We start from the raw sequence: 18,773 nt of genomic DNA, 5'->3' as shown, positions 1-18,773 counted from the left end.
CCCCCCCCCCCCCCCCCCCCGCTCCGCTGGCCTCGCTGTAGTCACCCGCCTCTTCGGCGAACGGCGAGAGCCCGGCGTCCGCCAGTGCGCCGCGGAAGCCCTGCACGCGGTCGACCGACGAGACCATCGTCATGGGTCCCGAGATCGTCGCGATGCGTGTGCGGCCGGTCTCGATCAGATGCTGGGTGGCCGTGCGAGCTCCGGCGACGTTGTCGACGTCGACCACGTAGTCACCCTCGCGGATCCGCACCGGTCGGCCACCCCAGACCACGGGCACGGCGTCGGCGACCCGGTCGATGAAGGCGTCGCTGGTGTGGTGAGACACGATGAGCGCACCGTCGACACCGCCGTTGCGCACGAAGCTGGTCATCTTGTCGCCGGGATCGTCGCTCGCGATGAGCAGGTTGAGCAGGTAGTCCGACCCCCGGAGCGCACCCGTGATGCCCGCGACGATCGACGCGAAGAACGGGTCGCCGAAGAAGCGCGTGGTGTCTTCGGGCACGATCAGCGCGATCGCGTGAGTCTGCCTCGACGCGAGCGAGCGAGCCGCGCGATTGGGCACGTAGCTGAGCTCCTCGATCGCGCGCTTCACCGACTCGAGGGCCTCAGGGCTCACCGCCGTCGAGCCGTTGACGACCCGCGACACCGTCGATCTCGACACCCCTGCGGCCGATGCCACCTCTTCGATGGTCGCTCGTGACGACACGGCTCTCCCCTCTGTCCGGCCGCGAGACCGGATGCTCTCGACTGTCGCTGCCGGCGTCAGAGAGCGCGGGCGGCGATGATGCGAGCGTACTCCCGACCGGAGTCCTTCAGACTCCGCTCCTGGGTGTCGTAGTCGACGCGCACGATGCCGAAGCGCTTGTCGTAGCCCCATGCCCATTCGAAGTTGTCGAACATCGACCAGTAGAAGTAGCCGCGCACATCGACGCCGGCATCTGCCGCATCGAGCACGGCCGCGAGGTGCAGCCGCAGGAACTCGGTGCGGTCGGCGTCGTGCACACGGGTCTCGCCGTCTTCGACCACGGCGACGTCGTCGTAGGCGGCACCGTTCTCGGTCATGTAGAGCACGGTTCCTGCGGGCTCGGCGTAGTCGGTCCACACGCGCTGCAGCAGACGGGTCAGCCCCTCGGGCTGCACCTCCCAGTTCTGGGCGGTGCGCGGCAGTCCGCGTTCGACCGCGTAGATGCCATCGCTCGACGGGTAGGGGCTGCGTGCGGGGCGATCTGTCGCGGGTCCGCCGCTGACCGGCATCTCCGCCGGCGCCGTGCCCGACACGAAGTCGCCGTGGTAGTAGTTGACGCCCTGCGTGTCGATGGGCTGCGAGATCACGTCGAGATCGCCGTCATGGACGGCATCCGTGAAGCGCGCCACCGCGTCGGCATCCACCGCCCTGATGTCCCTGATGATGTCGTCGGGGTACACGCCGCGGTAGATCGGGTCGAGGAACCAGCGGTTGAACTGGCCGTCGACCCGACGAGCCGCGTCGACGTCGGCGGGATTCGCCGGATCTGCCGGGTCTGCGACGGTGTGGTTCAGGGTGATGCCGAGGTTGAGGCTCGCATCCCGACCGCGCAGCTCGCGCACCGTCTCGCCGTGGGCGAGCAGCAGGTGGTGGGCCGAGAGCAGCCCCTCGGCGACGCTCGTGTGGCCGGGAGCGTGCTCGCCGCCCGTGTAGGAGAGGAACGACGAGCACCAGGGCTCGTTCAGCGTCGTCCACACGTTCACGCGGTCGCCCAGTGCGTCGTGCATCGTGCCCGCGTACTCGAGGAAGCGTCCGACGGTGTCGCGGTTCGTCCAGCCGCCGGTCTCCTGCAGCGCCTGCGGCATGTCCCAGTGATACAGGGTCAGCCACGGCAGGATATCGTTCGCGAGCAGCTCGTCGACGAGGCGCTCGTAGAAGTCGACGCCCTTCGCGTTGACCGCGCCGCCGTCAGGACGCACCCGCGACCACGAGGTCGAGAAGCGGTAGGTCTGCAGCCCGAGCTCTTTCATGAGCGCGACGTCCTGCGGGTAGCGGTGATAGTGGTCGCACGCCACGTCGCCGTTGTCCCCGCCGATGACCGCACCCGGCTCGCGGCTGAAGGCATCCCAGATCGACGCGGTGCGCCCGTCTTCGAAAGCGGCCCCCTCGATCTGGTACGCCGCTGTCGCGGCGCCGAACAGGAACTTCTCGGGGAAGGCGCGGGTCATAGGGGTCATCCTTTCACCGCGCCCGCCATGATGCCACTGACCAGCTGCCGGCCCGCCACCACGAAGAGGACGAGCAGCGGAAGGGTCGCGAGCACCGCACCGGCGAGCACGATCGAGTAGTCGATGTAATAGCCGGACTGCAGCTGGCTGAGCGCCGTCTGCAGAGTCGGGTTCTGCGGGGAGAGCACGATCAGCGGCCACAGGTAGTCGGTCCACGCGGTCATGAAGGTGAAGAGCCCGAGGATCGCCATGGCGGGCCGAGCCGCCGGGAGGCCGACGGTGAGGAACGTGCGGAACTGGTTGGCGCCGTCCATGCGCGCGGCCTCGATCAGCTCGTCGGGGATCACGTCGACCAGGTACTGCCGCATGAAGAAGACGCCGAAGGCGGTGACCAGGGTCGGCACGATGACCGCGCCGATCGATCCCGTCCAGCCGAGCTCGCGCATCAGCATGAACAGGGGGATGATGCCGAGCTGCGTCGGGATCGCCATGGTCGCGATCACGAAGATCATCAGTCCGTCGCGTCCCTTGAAGCGGAGCTTGGCGAACGCGTATCCGGCGAGCGTCGAGAACGTCACGACCGACAGCGTGATGATGCCGGAGATGAGGAACGAGTTCCCGAGCGCCAGCCAGAACGGGATCGCGTCGAACACCTTGGCGGCGTTGGCGAGGAAGTTGCCGCCGGGGATCAACGGCAGGGTCTCGCCGCGCGTCGAGTTGGTGCCGCTCGCCACGACGACCGACCACCACAGGGGGTAGACGCTGCCGATGATGAATGCGGCGAGCAGGCCGTAGGTGAGGAATCCGGGGCGGCTGCCGATTCCGGCGTTTCCGCCGACGGCGCCTCGGCGCCTGCGGATCTTCTCGGGGACGCTCAGCGCCTGTGTGGCGGTCATCGCGCGTTCTCCTCGGTAGTGGTGGCGATCGTCGAGCCTGCGGCTGCGGCCGTCGCGGCTGCGGCCGCGGCGGTGCGTGCGCGCCGTCGCGCGGCACGGTTCTGGGGAGCATCGCCTGTCGAGATCCGCCTCGAGATGAGGAAGTTGATCACTCCGATGCCCACGATGAGCAGGAACAGCAGGATCGCGACGGCGGATGCTTCGCCGAGGTCTCGACGGAAGAAGGCGAGCTCCCACAGGAACAGCACCGTGGTCTGGAACTGTCGGTCGCTGCCGCCGATTCCGCCCGCGGTCGAGACGTCGAACAGACGGGGCTCGGCGAAGATCTGCAGACCGCCGATCGTGGCCGTGATGATCACGAAGATGAGGGTCGGGCGGATCGTGGGGATCGTGATCGAGAAGAAGCGACGCGCGGCTCCTGCGCCGTCGAGCGCGGCCGACTCGTAGAGGTCGCGAGGCACCGCCTGCATGGCGGCGAGCAGGATGAGGGCGTTGTAGCCGGTCCAGCGGAAGTTCACCATCACGGCGATCGCCAGGTGCGAGAGCGCCGTGTCGTGCTTCCACTGCTGGTCGGCGATGCCGATCAGGTTGAGCAGATTGTTGGCGAGGCCGTCGGCCTCGTTGAAGATGCTCGAGAAGATGATGGCGACGGCGACGGGCGTGACCACGAACGGGATGAGGATGCTCATGCGCCAGAACGTGGGGGCACGGAGGCCGCGATCGAGCAGGTACGCGATCACCAGGGCTACCGCGAGCTGCGGGATCGCCGACAGCAGGAAGATGCTCAGGGTGTTGAAGATCGAGTTCCAGAACATCGCGTCGCCGAGGATCTCGATGAAGTTCCCTGCGCCGATGAACTCACCCTGCCCCTTGAGCAGGTCCCACTCGTGCACGGCCACCCACACCGTGTATAGCAGAGGGAAGAGTCCGACCAGCCCGAACAGCAGGAAGAACGGCGAGATGTAGAAGTACGGGGACGCGTTCTGGTCGAACCGCGAGAGGCGGTGCCGCCAGGGACGCCGGCCAGCGGCATCCGCCTTCGGCGCATCGGATGCCGTCTCGCGGCGTTCCGCTGTGAGGGTCATGAGGGGTTCCTTCGTCTGAGTGGCGCGTGTCGTCTTGCTCGGCTCCGCCGTGCTCGCTCAACGACCGGAGAGTCGTCGGTCGTTGAGCGAGGAGCGAAGCCCCGAGACGAGACGCGGTGAGCGTTTCGTCTCGGGCGGCTCCGCCGCGCTCGCTCAACGACCGGAGGGTCAGTCGACCAGCTCGTTCAGGAGCTTGACCGCGGCATCCCAGGCGCCCTGGGTGTCGGTCTCGCCGCGGTCGAGGCCGCTGAGGGCCGGACCGAAGACGTTCTCCTGGATCACCGAGTCATCGGCGCCCTTGAACTGCGCCACGACGCCCTTCGCACGCTCGGCGAGGATGGCGCCGGTGGGCGCGTCGTTGAAGAACGCGTTCGGCGTCGCCTCTGCGGAGAGCGTCTCCTGCGCCTCGACGGTGGAGGGGAAGTTGCCCGCGGCGGCGGACTGCTTGACCTGCTGCTCGGGCTGCGTCAGCCAGTCGGCCAGGTCGGCCGCGGCTTCCTTGTGCTCGGAGCTCTCGGGGATCGACAGGAAGGCGCCGCCCCAGTTGGCTGCTCCGCCGGGGAACACGTCGGCGAAGTCCCAGCCGGTCGACGCGTCGCCGCCTCCGGCCTCGACCTGACCCTGCACGACTCCGAGCATCCAGCCGGGGCAGACGAACGTGGCGAAGGTGCCGTCGACGAACGACTTGCCGCCGTTCCAGTCCCATGCGGTCTGCGCGGCGGACTGGCCGCCCTCGGTCGCGGAGCCGAGCAGTTCGAAGCGCTCCTTGAGCTCGGCGTTGTCCTCGACGTTGAGCTCGCCATCGGAGGTGTAGTAGCCCTCGTCGAGCTGGTTGACCATGGCGTTCCAGACGAAGCCGGAGTGGTCGTACCAGGCCTTGCCGGTCTTCGCCGTGTACTCGGCACCCACCGCGAAGTAGTTCTCCCAGTCGCCGTTCAGCAGCTCGGCCACCGACTCGCGGTCGCTCGGGAGTCCTGCTGCCTCGAAGGCTGCGCCGTTGTAGCAGATGCCGCTCGGGCCGATGTCGGTGCCGTAGCCGATCACGCGGCCCTCGGCATCGGTCGCCTGTCCGTACTTCCAGTCGACCCAGTCGGCCTTGCGGTCTTCGATGCCGTAGTCGCGCAGGTCGACGAAGGTGTCGGAGACGTCCATGATGGCGCCGAGCCAGCCCTCCTCGATCGCGACGACGTCGCTGAGGCCGGAGCCTGCCGCGATCTTCGTGAACGCGTCGGTGCGGGCGTTGCCGCCGGTGTCGATGTTGGTCGCCTCGATCGTGACGTTCGGGTTCGCCTTCTCGTACTCGTCGTAGAGGTCGTCGTATCCGAAGGTGCCGAACGTCGTGACGGTCAGCGTGACCTTCTCGTCACCGGTGGCGCTGTCTCCCGAGTCGGCAGAGGCGCAGCCGGCGAGGGCCAGGGCAGAGACGGATGCGACGGCTGCTGCCGTCAGGATCCGCTTGCGGGCACGTGTGTTCACAGTTCACTCCTTTGTGGTGGGTCGTGCGGTGGTGGTGCGTGTGGTGCGTCGGGGCAATGCGCGGAACTCTCGTGGGAGCGCTCCCACGCATTGATGAGAGACTCTATGGGAGCGCTCCCACGAATGTCAAGCCCTCGCGTTGTCGTACCCTTGACCGGTGCCCGACACCGAACTCTCCCCCGCCCTCGTCCGCGCCGAATCGCTGATCCGCAGCATCCCGGACTACCCGGAGGCGGGGATCATCTTCCGCGACATCACGCCGCTGCTCGCCGACGCCGAGGCGCTTCAGGCCACGACCGACGCGATCATCGCGCCGTTCGCAGGGCAGTTCGACGTGGTCGCGGGCATCGAGGCGCGGGGGTTCATCCTCGCCGGGGCGGCCGCCATCGCCGCCGGCGTGGGACTCATCCCGATCCGCAAGGCCGGCAAGCTGCCCCGGCCCGCGGCATCCGTCGACTACGCGCTCGAGTACGGCACGGCGACGATCGAGATGCACGACGACCTGCCCGCAGGATCCCGCGTGCTGCTGATCGACGACGTGCTCGCCACGGGTGGCACGCTCGCCGCAGGACGCGAGCTCGTGGAGCGCCTCGGCAGCCACGTCGTCGGGATCTCGGTGCTGTTCGAGATCGACGGCCTGGGAGGCCGCGAGGCCATCGGAGACCTGCACACCGTCTTCCACGCCTGACGCTCGCGCTCTCGCTCAAGGCGCCTTCCGCGAGCCGGTAGACTGGTCGCGCCCGTCCGCCCGCGACTCCCGCGTTTCGACTCCTCGCTGCGCTCGTCGCTCAACGACCGATAGCTGCGGCCTGCGGCCGCCAGGAGGATCCACATGCCCACCATCGTCGTCGACGTCATGCCCAAGCCCGAACTGCTCGACCCGCAGGGGAAGGCCGTCTCTGGCGCATTCTCCCGTCTGGGCGTCGAGGGCTTCACCGATGTCCGCATCGGCAAGCGCTTCGAGCTCACCGTCGAGGGCGAGGTCACCGACGAGATCCTCGCCGAGGCCCGTCGCATCGCCGACGAGGTGCTCTCCAACTCCGTGATCGAAGACGTCGTGGGCATCGAGGTCGCTGAGTGAGCGTCCGCATCGGCGTCATCACCTTCCCCGGCTCGCTCGACGACCGCGACGCCCAGCGCGCCGTGCGCATCGCCGGCGCCGAGCCCGTCGCTCTCTGGCACGGTTCGCACGACCTCGAAGGCGTCGATGCCCTGGTGCTGCCCGGTGGCTTCAGCTACGGCGACTACCTGCGCGCCGGAGCGATCGCCGCGCTGTCGCCGATCATGAGCGAGGTCAAGGACGCAGCCGCCAAGGGCATGCCGATCCTCGGCATCTGCAACGGCTTCCAGATGCTCGTCGAGGCGCACCTGCTGCCCGGCGGCCTGATCCGCAACGACCACCAGCACTTCGTGCGTCGCGACCAGAAGCTCATCGTCGAGAACTCCGACACGGCGTGGACGAACCGCTTCCGCACCGGCCAGGAGATCACGATCCCGCTGAAGAACGCCGACGGCGGCTACATCGCCGATGAAGAGACGCTCGACCGTCTCGAGGGCGAGGGTCTCGTGGCCTTCCGCTATGCGGGCGTCAACCCCAACGGATCGCTGCGCGACATCGCCGGACTCACCAACGAGGCGGGCAACGTCGTGGGGCTCATGCCGCACCCCGAGCACGCCACCGAGGCCGGCTTCGGTCCCGACACCTCGGCCGCCATGCGCTCGGGCCTCGACGGACTCGACTTCTTCACGAGCGCGGTCGCCGCGGTCGTGCGCGTCGCCGCGTAAGCACCGCCTGAGCACCGAAGGGCACGCGGGCGCGCCGGTCAGCAGCCCGCCAGGGCCGGGGCCGGTCGAGGCGGCATCCGCACTCCTACCCGGGGTCGATTCCGCACCCCGCACACAGCCGGGGTCGATTCCGCATCGGAAACGACCGAATCGGGTGCTTTTTCGACCCCGCATCGGTCTGAAGATGCGAAACTGACCTCGCAATCGCAATCGCGTCCGGCGGGAGTCGGCGCCGCTCAGTCGACGGGAAGGCTGAAGGGGTTGTCCCCCGCGGCCGCGAGCAGGTACCACGCCGTCGCGCCGGTGTGCAGGCTGGCGTAGTAGAGGTCGCCGAAGCCGGAATCCAGGCCGTCGGTCGACGTCGCCACGATGCCCTTGCCGTCTCCGTTCGCCGCGTCGCGCTGGCCGAGTCGGATGCTGCTCAGCAGCGCCTCCGCGCGGTCGGCGTCGCCCGCTCCGTCCCTCAGCTTCAGGGCCAGTGCCAGGTGGCCGCTGCCCTCGAACCACACCTTGGAGGTGTCGACGTGACTGATGGACGGGCCGGTGTACGGCCCGTCCGTGGCCATGAGGTTCGCGAGCGCCCAGTCGACAGCCGCACCGTACCGCGGGTCACCCGTGCCGAGCAGCGTCCAGGTCTGGGCGTCGAGCGGCACCGGATAGACGTTCGTGGTCGACCCGTCGAGCAGCGTGCCGGTGTCGACGTGACCGTCTGCGCTCTGCATCGCGGCGACGAATGCCGTGGCCACCGCCGCTCTGTCGGCCCACACGGGGTCGCCGGTCAGCTGGGCCAGCTGCGTGAAGAAGCCGGCGATATCGGTGTTGTGCTCGGTGGACTTCCACTCCAGCGAAGAGCCGTTCTCGAGCTGACCCCCCGTATAGCCGAAGGGGGCCCGCGCCATGTCGGCGGTGTTGGTCTGGATCCACTCGGCGATCCGCACGGCTCCGTCGAGGTACTTCGACTCGCCGGTCGCGTGGAAGAGACGCGCGAGCGCCATGCCCGCCCACGCCTGGTTGCCCGTGAAGGTGCCCGGGCCGGTGATCTCGACGCGCCCCTGTCGGATGCCGTGGGGTTCGTACGACGTGCGGACTCGCCCGTCGCCGATCGGATCGTTCGCCTGCACGAAGAGCAGGGTGTCGCCGATGGTCTGCGCCCGGCGGATGTCGTCCGGCAGGCCCCTGGCGGTGTACGCGATCACGACGAGTGCGTCGTCGTAGACGAAGGACGGAGTGAAGTCCCACGTCGGCAGGTCGGTGAAGAACCCTCCCTCGTAGCTGCGAGGGAGGCAGTGCCCGGCACCGTCGCAGAACTCGTCGACACGGGCGTCGAGGAACTCGTAGGCCAGGGCGACGGAGAGCGTGGGGTCGGAGGCGACGTCGGCGGTCGGAGCGTCGGAGGGGCCATCACCCGAGGCTGCGGTCGTCGCGCCCGCGACCAGGGCGGCGGCGATGAGCGCGGCGGCGATCATCCACGGAGCCGATCGACGCGACGAACCCGACATCAAGACCCCCTCGGTGTGGACCGCGGTTCGAGTGCACGACCCGCGAGCGACCAGGAGGCCACGTGCAAAATGCTGGCATACCAAGAAGTCCGAGCGGAAGGGGCGAAGGTCTAGTCTTTCGGCTCATCCGGCGTGTCGCGCTCGCGAGTAGCATCCGACGCATGCCCATCACACTGGAGAACGTCGGCATCGCCGTGCGCGACCTCGACGCGGCCATCGCCTTCTTCACCGATCTCGGCCTCACCGTGCTCGGCCGCGACGAGGTCAGCGGAGAGTGGGCCGACACCGCAGTCGGCCTCGACGGCAATCATGCGAAGATCGCCGTGCTGCAGACACCGGACGGCCACGGTCAGCTCGAGCTGTTCGAGTACATCCACCCCGACGCGATCGAGACCGAGCCCACGCTGCCGAACGAGATCGGGATGCACCGGGTGGCGTTCTCGGTGGACGACATCGACGAGTCCCTGGCCATCGCCGCCCGGCATGGATTCCGGCCCCTGCGGGGAGTCGCGAACTACCAGGACGTCTACAAGCTCACCTACCTGCGTGGCCCGAGCGGGATCCTCGTGATGCTCGCGCAGGACCTCACAAAGGATGCCCCAGCCGGCTAGCCGAGCGCAGGCGGCCAGACGCCGATGATCAGCGCCATGACCACGATCGTGACGAGCTCGTGGGCGATGTTCATGGTGGTCAGCGCTGTCGGGCGCCCCTCGAACGCATCGTGGGTGATGAACCGCGCGGCGGTGAATCCGGCCCACAGCAGCACACCGGTGACGACGGCCGCCCAGAAGAACGACCCGTCGTAGAAGTGCCACGCGATGGCGGAGGCTCCGGCCAGCACCCAGGCCGTCGCGAAGCTCACGAACACGGTGGTGATGATCGCCATCGTCGCGCTCGAGCCCGGGCGATCCATGTCGACGTTCGCGAGCTTCGACCAGCGCGTGCCGAACACCTTCGGGGAGTACCAGATCGTGCCGACGACCATGCTCGACGCGGTCGCGAGCAGAACCGCCCAGTAGTTGATCTCGGGAACCATGACAGCCTCCAGTCGTCGGATGCCCGAAGCCTACTCCCGGGCTGCAAGTCGCTGTGGAGCGGCGTGGAATATCGCGTTGCCGAAACGATTCGATCGCAATGGTGGCAGACCTGCAAGCGTTTGCACTAATCTGATCCCATGGCACAGCTTGAGCAGATCGCAGCCCCCGGTTCCGAGTGGTGGCGCAGCGCGGTCATCTACCAGATCTACCCTCGTTCGTTCGCCGACGCCTCTGGTGACGGCATCGGCGACCTGCCCGGCATCACCAGCCGGCTCGACTCCCTGAAGGAGCTCGGCGTCGACGCGATCTGGCTGAGCCCGTTCATGACGAGCCCGCAGCGTGACGCAGGATACGACGTGGCCGACTACCGCGACGTCGACCCGCTCTTCGGCACGCTCGACGACTTCGACACCATGCTCGACGAGGCGCACGCCCGCGGCATCCGCGTCGTCGTCGACCTGGTCCCGAACCACTCGTCTGCTCAGCACGCCTGGTTCCAGGAGGCGCTGAAGGCGGCTCCCGGCAGCCCCGAGCGAGCACGGTACATCTTCCGCGACGGCAAGGGCGAGAACGGCGAGCTGCCTCCCAACAATTGGGAATCCGTCTTCGGCGGCGGCATGTGGGAGCGCATCACCGAGGCCGACGGCACTCCCGGCCAGTGGTACCTGCACATCTTCGACCCCACGCAGCCCGACTTCGACTGGAACAACGAAGAGGTGCGCGAGGAGTTCCGCTCCATCCTCCGCTTCTGGCTCGACCGCGGCGTCGACGGCTTCCGCGTCGACGTGGCTCACGGCATGATCAAGGCCGAGGGCCTGCCCGACTACACCCCGCCGGCCGACGCCGACTCGATGGGCGGCGGCGAGGACGACGTGCCGTACTGGGGTCAGGACGGCGTGCACGAGATCTACCGCGACTGGCACAAGGTGCTCGCCGAGTACGACGGCGATCGCGCTCTGTGCGGCGAGGCCTGGATGCCGACGCTGAAGCAGACCGCTCTGTGGGTGCGCCCCGACGAGATGCACCAGACGTTCAACTTCCCGTACCTGATGACCGAGTGGGACGCGAAGGCTCTCGGCGACGTCATCCGCGAATCCCTCGACGCGTTCGGTGCGGTCGGTGCTCCGAGCACCTGGGTGCTGTCGAACCACGATGTCGTGCGCCACGCCTCGCGCCTCGCGCTGACCGCCGAGAACCCGCAGGGTGAGGGCATCGGCCCGAACACCCCGCACAAGCCCGACACCGCGATCGGACTCGCCCGCGCCCGCGCGGCGACGACCGTGATGCTCGCCCTCCCCGGCTCCGCCTACCTCTATCAGGGCGAAGAGCTCGGCCTGCCCGAGGCGATGGAGATCCCCGACGCGTTCCGTCAGGACCCGACGTGGTTCCGCACGAACGGCGAGCGCTACGGACGAGACGGATGCCGCGTGCCGCTGCCGTGGGAGGCGGATGCTCCGGCATTCGGCTTCAACGAGACCGGCGCGTCGTGGCTGCCGCAGCCGGCCGACTGGGCCTCGTACTCGCGCGATGTCGAGGAGGTCGACCCCTCGTCGACGCTCGCGCTCTACAAGCGCCTGCTCGCCGGACGCCGGGAGTACGGCTTCGGCAGCGGCTCGCTGGTGTGGGAGGACGCCGGAGCGGATGCGGTGGCATTCCGCCGCGGCGACGTGCACGTGCTCGCGAACCTGGGCACCGAGCCGATCCCGCTGCCCGCCGGCGCGTTCGTGATCCTGCAGAGCCAGCTGTTCGACGGCGGCGCTGTGCCGGTCGACACGGCCGTCTGGTACACCACGGCATAAGCCGGACACGGTGGGGCCGCGGCATCCGATGGGGATGTCGCGGCCCCACCGACTCAGAGAGGAATCCCCATGGCGAGCATCGATGAGGTCGCCCGGCTCGCCGGCGTCTCGACCGCGACGGTCTCGCGCGCTCTGAGCGGCCGAGGCCACGTGTCGGAGTCTGCTCGCCAACGCGTGCAGGAGGCGGCGGCGGCGCTCGGATACGTGGTCTCGTCTCGAGCCTCGAGCCTGGCGTCGGGTCGCACCCGCAACATCGGCGTGGTGGTGCCATTTCTCGACCGCTGGTTCTTCAGCACCGTGCTGTCGGGGGTGTCGTCGGCGCTGATGCGCGAGGGCTACGACATCACCCTCTACAACATCACCGCCGACAAGGACGTGCGCCGCCACGTGTTCGACACGTTCCTGCGGCGGCAGCGGGTCGACGCCGTGATCGCGGTGTCGATCGAGCTCGACGCCGACGAGACGCAGCACCTGCTCGACCTCGGTCTGCCGGTGATCGCGATCGGCGGCCCGAATCCGAAGCTCGACACCCTGACGGTCGACGACGTGGCTGTCGCGCAGCTCGCCACAGAGCACCTGATCGGTCTCGGGCACCATGACATCGCCCACATCGGCGCGAACCCCGAGTTCGACATCGACTTCCACATCCCGACGAACCGTCGCCTGGGGTTCGAGAAGGCACTGGCGAAAGCCGGAATCCCCCTGAACCCCGCCTTCCTCGAACCGGCCGACTTCACCGTCGAGGGCGGGTACCGCGCGGCGAAGCAGCTGCTCGGCCGCCCGGGCCCCCGGCCCACCGCCGTGTTCGCGGCTTCCGACGAGATGGCCATCGGTGCGATCCTCGCCGCCCGCGACCTCGGCTTCGCCGTGCCGGACGACCTCTCGATCGTGGGCATCGACGGCCATGAGCTCGGCGAGTTCTTCCGGCTCAGCACCGTCGACCAGTTCCCGCTGGGTCAGGGTGAGCGCGCGGCGGATGCCGTGCTCGCCAAGCTCGCCGACGGAGAGGCCGCGGGCATACCCGCAGAGCTCCCCTATGAGCTGAACGTCCGAGGAACGACCGCGCGCCTGGTCTGATCGCGCTGGCCCCGCGACGGGCATACTCTCGTCGTCATCGCGCGCGTCGCGCCACGGCATTCCGCCGCGCGAGGATGCTGCCGCCGATGACCGCCGCGATGAGGGACCCCAGCAGCACGCCGATCTTGACGTGCTCGTCGGCGATCGAACTCGACCCGTAGGCGAGCTCGCCGACCAGCAGGGAGACGGTGAATCCGATCCCCGCGAGGAAGGCCATGCCGGTCAGGTCGGGCCAGCGCAGCGTCTCGTCGAGGCGCAGCGCCGGCACGCGGCTGAGCAGGAAGGTGGTCGCGAGGATCCCGATCGGTTTGCCCAAGACGAGTCCGACGATGATTCCGATCGCGATCGGGTCGGTGAGAGCCGACCGCAGCCCCTCGACACCGCCGATGGTGACTCCGGCCGCGAAGAAGGCGAAGACCGGCACGGCGAACAGCGTCGCCACGACGTCCCACCGATCGGCGAAGTGCGGGGCCAGACCGTCGTACACCGGCTCGCCGTCGGCATCCACTCCCCGTGGGACCCTGGCACGCTCGGTCGGCACGACGGGCACGACGAAGCCCAGCAGCACGCCGGCGACCGTGGCGTGGATCCCTGCGGCGTGGATGCAGACCCAGACCGCTACGGCGAGGGGCAGCAGGATCCACCACGCTCGAACACCCTTCTGCACGAGGAGGGCGAATCCGGCGAGCGGAAGCAGGGCGAGCGTGAGCCACGGGAAGCTGATCGTGTCGGTGTAGAACGTGGCGATGATCGTGATGGCGATGAGGTCGTCGATGATGGCGAGAGTCAGCAGGAAGACGCGCAGAGCGGGCGGCAGGAACCTGCCCACCACGGCGATCACGGCCACGGCGAACGCGATGTCCGTCGCGGTCGGGATGGCCCAGCCGCGCAGGGCGTCACCGTCGCCGGCGTTGATGACGGCGAAGATGACCGCGGGCACGATCACTCCGCCGACGGCCGCGGCGATCGGCAGCGCGGCCTGGCGGGGGTCGCGCAGGCGACCGGTGACGAACTCCTCCTTCAGCTCGAGACCGACGACGAAGAAGAAGATCGCCAGCAGGCCGTCGGCCGCCCAGGCGCCGATGCTGAGGTCGAGGTGCAGCGCGGGGATGCCGAAGGTGAAGTCGCGCACGGACTCGTACCACGACACCGCGGAGGTGTTGGCGAGGATCAGCGCGGCGACGGTGGCGGCGAGCAGGAGCGAGCCACCGAGGACGTCGCTGCGGGCGTTGTTCCGGATGCCGCGCCACAGCTCGTGCGGAGCCAGGCGGAGACGGGGACGGGAAGGAGAAGTGGACACGAAGAGACCTCACGCGAGAGAAGGGGTGAACGGCGCGGAAGACCACACCCCATCGAGGCGTGGTCTAGTCGCGTGGCGGCGGGCAGCCCGCGATCTCACCGTGCGAGAGTGTGCCCCAGACGCTGGTCCAGCCATTCGTGCCCGGGTGCATGACGACGCGCATCGACTTCCTCATCGGGGTCGCCGAACGCAGCTCATGCGGAGCGCGCGTCGAGCCGGCGATCGAGAGAAGGGCCATGGAGCAAGCCTATCGGGGTGTGCCTGACCGACTCAGACGCGTCGCAGCGCTTCTCCGGCCGCGTCGAGCGCGCCGTCGGCGAGAGAGAAATACGCCCACTTGCCGCGCTGCTCGCGAGTGACGAGTCCGGCGTCGGCCAGGAGCTTCATGTGGTGCGAGACGGTGCCCTGCGAGAGGCCGACCGGGGCGGTGAGATCGCAGATGCAGGCCTCGCCGCCCTCCGCCGACGAGATGAGCGAGAGCAGGCGGATGCGCGTGGGGTCTCCGAGTGCTTTGAAGAGGTGCGCGATGCGCTCGGCCTCGGCGACCGGCAGCCCGGCTGCGGTGCCCGGGGTGCAGCAGGCGGTCTGCTCGATCGTCACCGGAAGCGTCATGCGACCATCCTCTCACGTATTGACATTCTTCGATACGTGCGCGATGCTTCTCATATCGATGATTTTCAATCTGAGGAGATGCGATGTCTGAACTGCCCGTCGTGGTGATCGGAGCGGGACCACAGGGCCTCGCCGCAGCGGCACATCTGATCGAACGCGGTGAAGACGTCGTGGTGGCCGAACGAGGGCAGGGGGCTGCGAGCGCCGTCTCGGAGTGGGGGCATGTGCGCCTGTTCTCGGCATGGCCGGAACTGACCGACTCGGCCGCCCGTCGGCTGCTCGAGCCGACGGGGTGGAGCGCCCCTGCGTCGGGCTACCCGACCGGGGCGGAGTGGGTGAGCGACTACCTGGCGCCGCTCGCGGGTGCTCTGGGAGGCCGCATCCGCTACGCGACGACCGTCACGGGAGTCGCACGCCAGGGGCGCGACAAGGTCGTCGACGCCGGGCGCAGGAGTTCGCCGTTCGTCGTGCACACCATCGACGTCGACGGTGTCGAGTCCCGCATCCTCGCCCGTGCCGTCGTCGATGCGAGCGGCACGTGGGGCATGCCGAATCCGGCAGGCGCCGACGGCTTCCCGGCGGTCGGCGAGCGGGCGGCATCCGATCTCATCTCGTACCGCATCCCGGCCGACGTGGCGGAGCTCGCCGGCGAGCACGTCGTCGTCGTCGGAGCGGGGCACTCCGCCACCCATGCGGTGCTGCGCCTGAGCGAGCTGGCTCGCCGCGCACCGGGAACCCGGGTGACCTGGCTGCTGCGCCGCGGCAGCGCCGCGAACGTCTTCGGCGGCGGCAGTGGCGACGAGCTGCCGGAGCGCGCCGCACTGGGCGCTCGCGCCCGCAAGGTCATCGACACGGGCGTGGTCGAGCTGGTCAAGGGGTTCCGCGTCGCGGAGTTCCGCGCCGGGGGCGACGGCATGACGATCGTCGCCGAGGACGGACGCGAGGTGGCGGCTGTCGGACGGGTCTTCGCGCTGACCGGCTTCCGTCCGGACACCGGCATCCTGCGGGAGCTGCGCATCGACCTCGACACCTCCCTCGAGGCCGTCGCCGGCATCGCCGCAGAGATCGATCCGAACATCCACTCGTGCGGATCGGTGTCGGCGACCGGCGCACGCGAGCTCGCACAACCGGAGCCCGGGCTCTTCATCGTCGGCGCGAAGTCGTACGGCCGCGCACCGACGTTCCTCGCGCTGACGGGGTACGAGCAGGTGCGCAGCGTCGCCGCACACCTGGCCGGAGATCACGAGGCCGCGGCCCGCACTGAGCTCGTCCTCCCTGACACCGGCGTCTGCGGCGGATCGGGAGACTTCGGTGAAGCGGATGGTGCAAGCTGCTGCGCCGCACCGAGTGTGCTCCAGATCGGCAGGATTCCGTCGCCGTCGCCCGAGCCCGCACGCTCGCTTACCCTGGAGACATCATGACGACCACCACCAAGCCCTCCGTCCTGTTCGTGTGCGTGCACAACGCCGGACGCTCGCAGATGGCCGCAGGCTTCCTGCGCGAGTTCGCCGGAGACCGCATCGAGGTGCGATCCGCCGGTTCCATGCCCGCCGAGCAGATCAACCCGGTCGCGGTCGAGGCGATGGGCGAGCTCGGCATCGACATCACCGCCGAGCAGCCCAAGGTGCTTACGACCGAGGCCGTACAGGCATCCGATGTCGTCATCACGATGGGATGCGGCGACGCCTGCCCGTTCTTCCCGGGCAAGCGCTACGAGGACTGGAAGCTCGACGACCCGGCCGGCCAGGGCATCGACTCCGTGCGTCCGATCCGTGACGAGATCCGCCGCCGCATCGAGACGCTCGCGGGCGAACTGCTCGCCTGATCCCGACCCCTGCGCCTCGGGAGGAGAACTGCGCTTCGGGAGGACGGATGCTGCGGCATCCTCCTCCCGAAGACGAGATCTCCTCCCGAAGGCACGGACGGAGACGGATCAGCAGGCGACTCAGCGGGCGACGATGAGGCCCTGCGTCTTCTCCTGCACGGCCTGGAACCGACGCTGCACGTCGGACCAGTTGACGAGCTCCCAGAACGCCTTGACGTAGTCGGCGCGCACGTTGAGGTAGTCGAGGTAGTAGGCGTGCTCCCAGACGTCGAGCTGCAGCAGCGGGGTGACGCCGAGCGGGGCGTTGCCCTGCTGGTCGAACAGCTGGAAGATGACAGGTCGTGCTCCGACGCTGTCCCACGCGAGCACGGCCCAGCCCGAGCCCTGCACGCCGAGTGCGGTCGCCGTGAAGTGCGCGCGGAAGGCGTCGATCGAGCCGAACGCGTCGGTCAGTGCCGCCTCGAGCTCGCCCTCGGGGTTGCCGCCGCCGTCGGGCGAGAGGTTCTCCCAGAACACCGAGTGGTTGATGTGACCGCCGAGGTTGAAGGCGAGGTCCTTCTCGAGCTTGTTGACCGCGGCGAAGTCGTTCGAGTCGCGGGCTGCGGCCAGCTGCTCGAGCGCGGTGTTGGCACCGGTCACGTAGGCCTGGTGGTGCTTCGAGTGGTGCAGCTCCATGATCTTGCCCGAGATGTGCGGGGCGAGAGCCGAGTAGTCGTACGGCAGCTCGGGGAGGGTGTACGCAGAGGTCATGCTGTTCCTTTCGGTGGGGTTTCAGTGCTGGTCGTTCGGCAGCGAGTGGAATCGGCGGTCGAGATACACGAGCGGGCGGCCGGGCCTTCCGAGCAGCACCTCGTCGATCTCGGCGACCACGACGGTCGATGAGCCGACCGCCACGGTCGACATGGTGTGACCGCGCATCGCCGCTCGCGCCTCAGCCAGATAGGGCTCGCCGGTGGGGAGCGAGCTCCAGCCCTGCTCGGGGGTGAACCGATCAGCGCCGCTCACGGCGAAGCTCTGCGCCAGCGCGGAGTGCTCGTCGTCGATCAGGTGCACGACGAACGTGTCGGCCGAGAGGATCGACCCGGCACTGCCGGTCGCCCTGGTGACCGAGAAGACGATCGCGGCGGGATCGACCGCCACGGACGCGACGCTGGATGCCGTGAGGCCGACCGGCCCCGCGGGGGTCATCGCCGTGATGATCGCGACTCCCGCCGGATGCGCGCGGAACGCGGCCTTGAGCCCTTCACCGACCTCTGAGGGAACCGGCGCTGCGGGGTGCTGCTGACTGCTCATTCGGGTGCCTCCTGAGGCGGAAGTGCGGAGATGATCGGGTGGTCGCGCTCGATGATGCCCAGCTTCGCGGCGCCACCGGGGGACCCCAGCTCATCGAAGAACTCGACGTTGGCCTTGTAGTAGTCCTGCCATTCTTCCGGCAGGTCGTCTTCGTAGTAGATCGCCTCGACGGGGCAGACGGGTTCGCACGCACCGCAGTCGACGCATTCGTCGGGGTGGATGTACAGCGAGCGCTCGCCCTCATAGATGCAGTCAACCGGGCATTCGTCGATGCACGCACGATCCTTGACATCGACGCAGGGAAGGGCGATCACGTAGGTCATAGGGTGGCGGTCTCCGTTCGGGTCACGGTTGCAACCGTATGACCTCAAGTACACTTGAGGTCAAATCGAGGAGGCCGGGATGAGCGCAGACACCGACACCGACCGCACCGTCCACGGCCCTGATGAGCCGTTGACGATCGGCGAGATGAGCAGGCGCACCGGGGTCGCCCCCTCGGCCCTGCACTTCTACGAGAGTCTCGGCCTCATCGCCTCCACGCGCACGGCCGGCAACCAGCGCCGCTACGCCAGGCACATGCTGCGCCGGGTGTCACTCATCACGGTGGCGAAACGCCTCGGCATCCCCCTCGCCGACGTGCAGCACGCATTCGCCGATGTTCCGCTGACGCAGACGCCGAGCCACGAGGACTGGCAGCGCGCATCGCGACGCTGGAAGCGCGAGCTCGAGAAGCGCCGCGAGGGCATCGAGCGCCTGGAACGCGAGCTGACCGGGTGCATCGGCTGCGGTTGTCTGTCTATGAAGGCGTGCGGCCTGCTGAACCCGGGTGACGCGCTCAGCAGCCAGGGCGCGGGCCCGCAGCGCCTCCGCGACGAGGACGCCTGAGCGCCCCCGTC

At 68.7% G+C, this 18,773-nt stretch carries 22 protein-coding genes; 9 read left to right on the top strand and 13 right to left on the bottom strand.

Annotated elements, in window-relative coordinates; genetic code table 11:
• The 5 genes from OPU70_RS16845 to OPU70_RS16825 form a co-directional block, all read right to left on the bottom strand.
• Positions 1-706: LacI family DNA-binding transcriptional regulator (locus OPU70_RS16845; protein WP_498558300.1), on the bottom strand; the 706-nt coding region annotated here is incomplete at its 3' end.
• A 56-nt stretch (positions 707-762) separates the two neighbouring features.
• Positions 763-2,193 carry a GH1 family beta-glucosidase gene (locus OPU70_RS16840; RefSeq protein ID WP_498558299.1) on the bottom strand — a complete coding sequence of 477 codons (1,431 nt, stop codon included), beginning with the start codon at positions 2,191-2,193 and terminating at the stop codon, positions 763-765.
• Between the two features lie 5 nt (positions 2,194-2,198).
• On the bottom strand, positions 2,199-3,089 hold the full coding sequence (locus OPU70_RS16835) for a carbohydrate ABC transporter permease (RefSeq protein ID WP_042538056.1): 891 nt from the start codon (positions 3,087-3,089) through the stop codon (positions 2,199-2,201).
• On the bottom strand, positions 3,086-4,174 hold the full coding sequence (locus OPU70_RS16830; RefSeq protein ID WP_042538059.1) for a carbohydrate ABC transporter permease: 1,089 nt from the start codon (positions 4,172-4,174) through the stop codon (positions 3,086-3,088). Before OPU70_RS16830 ends, OPU70_RS16835 begins: the two co-directional genes overlap by 4 nt.
• Positions 4,175-4,342: 168 nt before the next feature.
• Positions 4,343-5,650 carry an ABC transporter substrate-binding protein gene (locus tag OPU70_RS16825; protein ID WP_042538061.1) on the bottom strand — a complete coding sequence of 436 codons (1,308 nt, stop codon included), beginning with the start codon at positions 5,648-5,650 and terminating at the stop codon, positions 4,343-4,345.
• Between the two features lie 157 nt (positions 5,651-5,807).
• On the opposite strand from OPU70_RS16825, the gene OPU70_RS16820 reads away from it, so the two are divergent.
• The 3 genes from OPU70_RS16820 (at position 5,808) to purQ (ending at position 7,435) form a co-directional block, all read left to right on the top strand.
• Positions 5,808-6,338 (top strand): adenine phosphoribosyltransferase, encoded by a 531-nt coding sequence (locus OPU70_RS16820; RefSeq protein ID WP_042538063.1) that lies wholly within the window; start codon positions 5,808-5,810, stop codon positions 6,336-6,338.
• A gap of 144 nt (positions 6,339-6,482) precedes the next feature.
• Complete coding sequence (purS, locus tag OPU70_RS16815) at positions 6,483-6,731, top strand: phosphoribosylformylglycinamidine synthase subunit PurS (protein WP_079112131.1); 249 nt, start codon at positions 6,483-6,485, stop codon at positions 6,729-6,731.
• A complete protein-coding gene (gene purQ, locus OPU70_RS16810) occupies positions 6,728-7,435 on the top strand; it encodes a phosphoribosylformylglycinamidine synthase subunit PurQ (RefSeq protein WP_042538067.1) in 708 nt (235 codons plus the stop codon). The genes purS and purQ overlap by 4 nt, the downstream gene beginning before the upstream one ends.
• 236 nt (positions 7,436-7,671) lie before the next feature.
• On the opposite strand, the gene OPU70_RS16805 is transcribed toward purQ, so the two are convergent.
• Positions 7,672-8,934 (bottom strand): hypothetical protein, encoded by a 1,263-nt coding sequence (locus tag OPU70_RS16805; RefSeq protein ID WP_498558298.1) that lies wholly within the window; start codon positions 8,932-8,934, stop codon positions 7,672-7,674.
• Between the two features lie 161 nt (positions 8,935-9,095).
• On the opposite strand from OPU70_RS16805, the gene OPU70_RS16800 reads away from it, so the two are divergent.
• Positions 9,096-9,545, top strand: coding sequence for a VOC family protein (locus OPU70_RS16800; RefSeq protein WP_498558297.1), 450 nt, complete (start codon positions 9,096-9,098; stop codon positions 9,543-9,545).
• Here the strand turns inward: OPU70_RS16800 and OPU70_RS16795 are convergent.
• Complete coding sequence (locus OPU70_RS16795; RefSeq protein WP_079112128.1) at positions 9,542-9,970, bottom strand: DUF1761 domain-containing protein; 429 nt, start codon at positions 9,968-9,970, stop codon at positions 9,542-9,544. The two genes, OPU70_RS16800 and OPU70_RS16795, sit on opposite strands and share 4 nt — an antisense overlap.
• A 138-nt stretch (positions 9,971-10,108) precedes the next feature.
• On the opposite strand from OPU70_RS16795, the gene OPU70_RS16790 reads away from it, so the two are divergent.
• Both OPU70_RS16790 and OPU70_RS16785 read left to right on the top strand, forming a co-directional pair.
• Positions 10,109-11,770, top strand: coding sequence for a glycoside hydrolase family 13 protein (locus OPU70_RS16790; RefSeq protein ID WP_042538073.1), 1,662 nt, complete (start codon positions 10,109-10,111; stop codon positions 11,768-11,770).
• Between the two features lie 69 nt (positions 11,771-11,839).
• Positions 11,840-12,847 carry a LacI family DNA-binding transcriptional regulator gene (locus tag OPU70_RS16785; protein ID WP_042538074.1) on the top strand — a complete coding sequence of 336 codons (1,008 nt, stop codon included), beginning with the start codon at positions 11,840-11,842 and terminating at the stop codon, positions 12,845-12,847.
• 34 nt (positions 12,848-12,881) lie between these two features.
• Here OPU70_RS16785 and nhaA read toward each other — a convergent pair whose 3' ends face one another.
• The 3 genes from nhaA to OPU70_RS16770 form a co-directional block, all read right to left on the bottom strand.
• The gene (gene nhaA / locus OPU70_RS16780) at positions 12,882-14,147 is read right to left on the bottom strand and encodes a Na+/H+ antiporter NhaA (protein WP_498558296.1); all 1,266 of its coding nucleotides are present in this window, start codon (positions 14,145-14,147) and stop codon (positions 12,882-12,884) included.
• 64 nt (positions 14,148-14,211) lie between these two features.
• The gene (locus OPU70_RS16775; protein WP_164481681.1) at positions 14,212-14,385 is read right to left on the bottom strand and encodes a hypothetical protein; all 174 of its coding nucleotides are present in this window, start codon (positions 14,383-14,385) and stop codon (positions 14,212-14,214) included.
• A gap of 32 nt (positions 14,386-14,417) precedes the next feature.
• A complete protein-coding gene (locus OPU70_RS16770; RefSeq protein ID WP_079112125.1) occupies positions 14,418-14,759 on the bottom strand; it encodes an ArsR/SmtB family transcription factor in 342 nt (113 codons plus the stop codon).
• A gap of 83 nt (positions 14,760-14,842) precedes the next feature.
• Between OPU70_RS16770 and OPU70_RS16765 the strand changes: the two genes are divergently transcribed.
• Positions 14,843-16,180 carry an NAD(P)-binding domain-containing protein gene (locus tag OPU70_RS16765; RefSeq protein WP_498558295.1) on the top strand — a complete coding sequence of 446 codons (1,338 nt, stop codon included), beginning with the start codon at positions 14,843-14,845 and terminating at the stop codon, positions 16,178-16,180.
• Positions 16,177-16,584: an arsenate reductase ArsC gene (locus OPU70_RS16760; protein WP_042538078.1), complete on the top strand. Its 408-nt coding sequence runs from the start codon at positions 16,177-16,179 to the stop codon at positions 16,582-16,584. The genes OPU70_RS16765 and OPU70_RS16760 overlap by 4 nt, the downstream gene beginning before the upstream one ends.
• 120 nt (positions 16,585-16,704) lie before the next feature.
• Here OPU70_RS16760 and OPU70_RS16755 read toward each other — a convergent pair whose 3' ends face one another.
• From OPU70_RS16755 to fdxA, 3 genes are read right to left on the bottom strand one after another with little or no spacing between them, the layout of a single operon-like run.
• Positions 16,705-17,334 carry a superoxide dismutase gene (locus tag OPU70_RS16755; RefSeq protein WP_042538081.1) on the bottom strand — a complete coding sequence of 210 codons (630 nt, stop codon included), beginning with the start codon at positions 17,332-17,334 and terminating at the stop codon, positions 16,705-16,707.
• Between the two features lie 21 nt (positions 17,335-17,355).
• Positions 17,356-17,877, bottom strand: a complete 522-nt coding sequence (locus OPU70_RS16750) for a flavin reductase family protein (protein WP_042538083.1) — start codon at positions 17,875-17,877, stop codon at positions 17,356-17,358.
• Positions 17,874-18,200, bottom strand: a complete 327-nt coding sequence (gene fdxA, locus OPU70_RS16745) for a ferredoxin (RefSeq protein ID WP_042538086.1) — start codon at positions 18,198-18,200, stop codon at positions 17,874-17,876. Before fdxA ends, OPU70_RS16750 begins: the two co-directional genes overlap by 4 nt.
• A 79-nt stretch (positions 18,201-18,279) precedes the next feature.
• Between fdxA and soxR the strand changes: the two genes are divergently transcribed.
• The gene (gene soxR, locus OPU70_RS16740) at positions 18,280-18,762 is read left to right on the top strand and encodes a redox-sensitive transcriptional activator SoxR (RefSeq protein ID WP_042538088.1); all 483 of its coding nucleotides are present in this window, start codon (positions 18,280-18,282) and stop codon (positions 18,760-18,762) included.
• The last annotated feature ends 11 nt before the right edge of the window (positions 18,763-18,773 follow it).

The organism is Microbacterium sp. SWDP-B6, from assembly GCF_059803615.1.
This window is presented reverse-complemented; position numbering and strand designations above follow the sequence as displayed.

Coding starts and splice junctions, on each gene's coding strand:
- soxR (WP_042538088.1), top strand. CDS start 18,280: ATGAGCGCAGACACCGACACCGACCGCACCGTCCACGGCCCTGATGAG.
- OPU70_RS16795 (WP_079112128.1), bottom strand. CDS start 9,970: ATGGTTCCCGAGATCAACTACTGGGCGGTTCTGCTCGCGACCGCGTCG.
- fdxA (WP_042538086.1), bottom strand. CDS start 18,200: ATGACCTACGTGATCGCCCTTCCCTGCGTCGATGTCAAGGATCGTGCG.
- OPU70_RS16785 (WP_042538074.1), top strand. CDS start 11,840: ATGGCGAGCATCGATGAGGTCGCCCGGCTCGCCGGCGTCTCGACCGCG.
- OPU70_RS16790 (WP_042538073.1), top strand. CDS start 10,109: ATGGCACAGCTTGAGCAGATCGCAGCCCCCGGTTCCGAGTGGTGGCGC.
- OPU70_RS16770 (WP_079112125.1), bottom strand. CDS start 14,759: ATGACGCTTCCGGTGACGATCGAGCAGACCGCCTGCTGCACCCCGGGC.
- OPU70_RS16750 (WP_042538083.1), bottom strand. CDS start 17,877: ATGAGCAGTCAGCAGCACCCCGCAGCGCCGGTTCCCTCAGAGGTCGGT.
- OPU70_RS16805 (WP_498558298.1), bottom strand. CDS start 8,934: ATGTCGGGTTCGTCGCGTCGATCGGCTCCGTGGATGATCGCCGCCGCG.
- OPU70_RS16775 (WP_164481681.1), bottom strand. CDS start 14,385: ATGGCCCTTCTCTCGATCGCCGGCTCGACGCGCGCTCCGCATGAGCTG.
- purS (WP_079112131.1), top strand. CDS start 6,483: ATGCCCACCATCGTCGTCGACGTCATGCCCAAGCCCGAACTGCTCGAC.
- OPU70_RS16840 (WP_498558299.1), bottom strand. CDS start 2,193: ATGACCCGCGCCTTCCCCGAGAAGTTCCTGTTCGGCGCCGCGACAGCG.
- OPU70_RS16765 (WP_498558295.1), top strand. CDS start 14,843: ATGTCTGAACTGCCCGTCGTGGTGATCGGAGCGGGACCACAGGGCCTC.
- OPU70_RS16760 (WP_042538078.1), top strand. CDS start 16,177: ATGACGACCACCACCAAGCCCTCCGTCCTGTTCGTGTGCGTGCACAAC.
- OPU70_RS16835 (WP_042538056.1), bottom strand. CDS start 3,089: ATGACCGCCACACAGGCGCTGAGCGTCCCCGAGAAGATCCGCAGGCGC.
- OPU70_RS16800 (WP_498558297.1), top strand. CDS start 9,096: ATGCCCATCACACTGGAGAACGTCGGCATCGCCGTGCGCGACCTCGAC.
- OPU70_RS16830 (WP_042538059.1), bottom strand. CDS start 4,174: ATGACCCTCACAGCGGAACGCCGCGAGACGGCATCCGATGCGCCGAAG.
- OPU70_RS16755 (WP_042538081.1), bottom strand. CDS start 17,334: ATGACCTCTGCGTACACCCTCCCCGAGCTGCCGTACGACTACTCGGCT.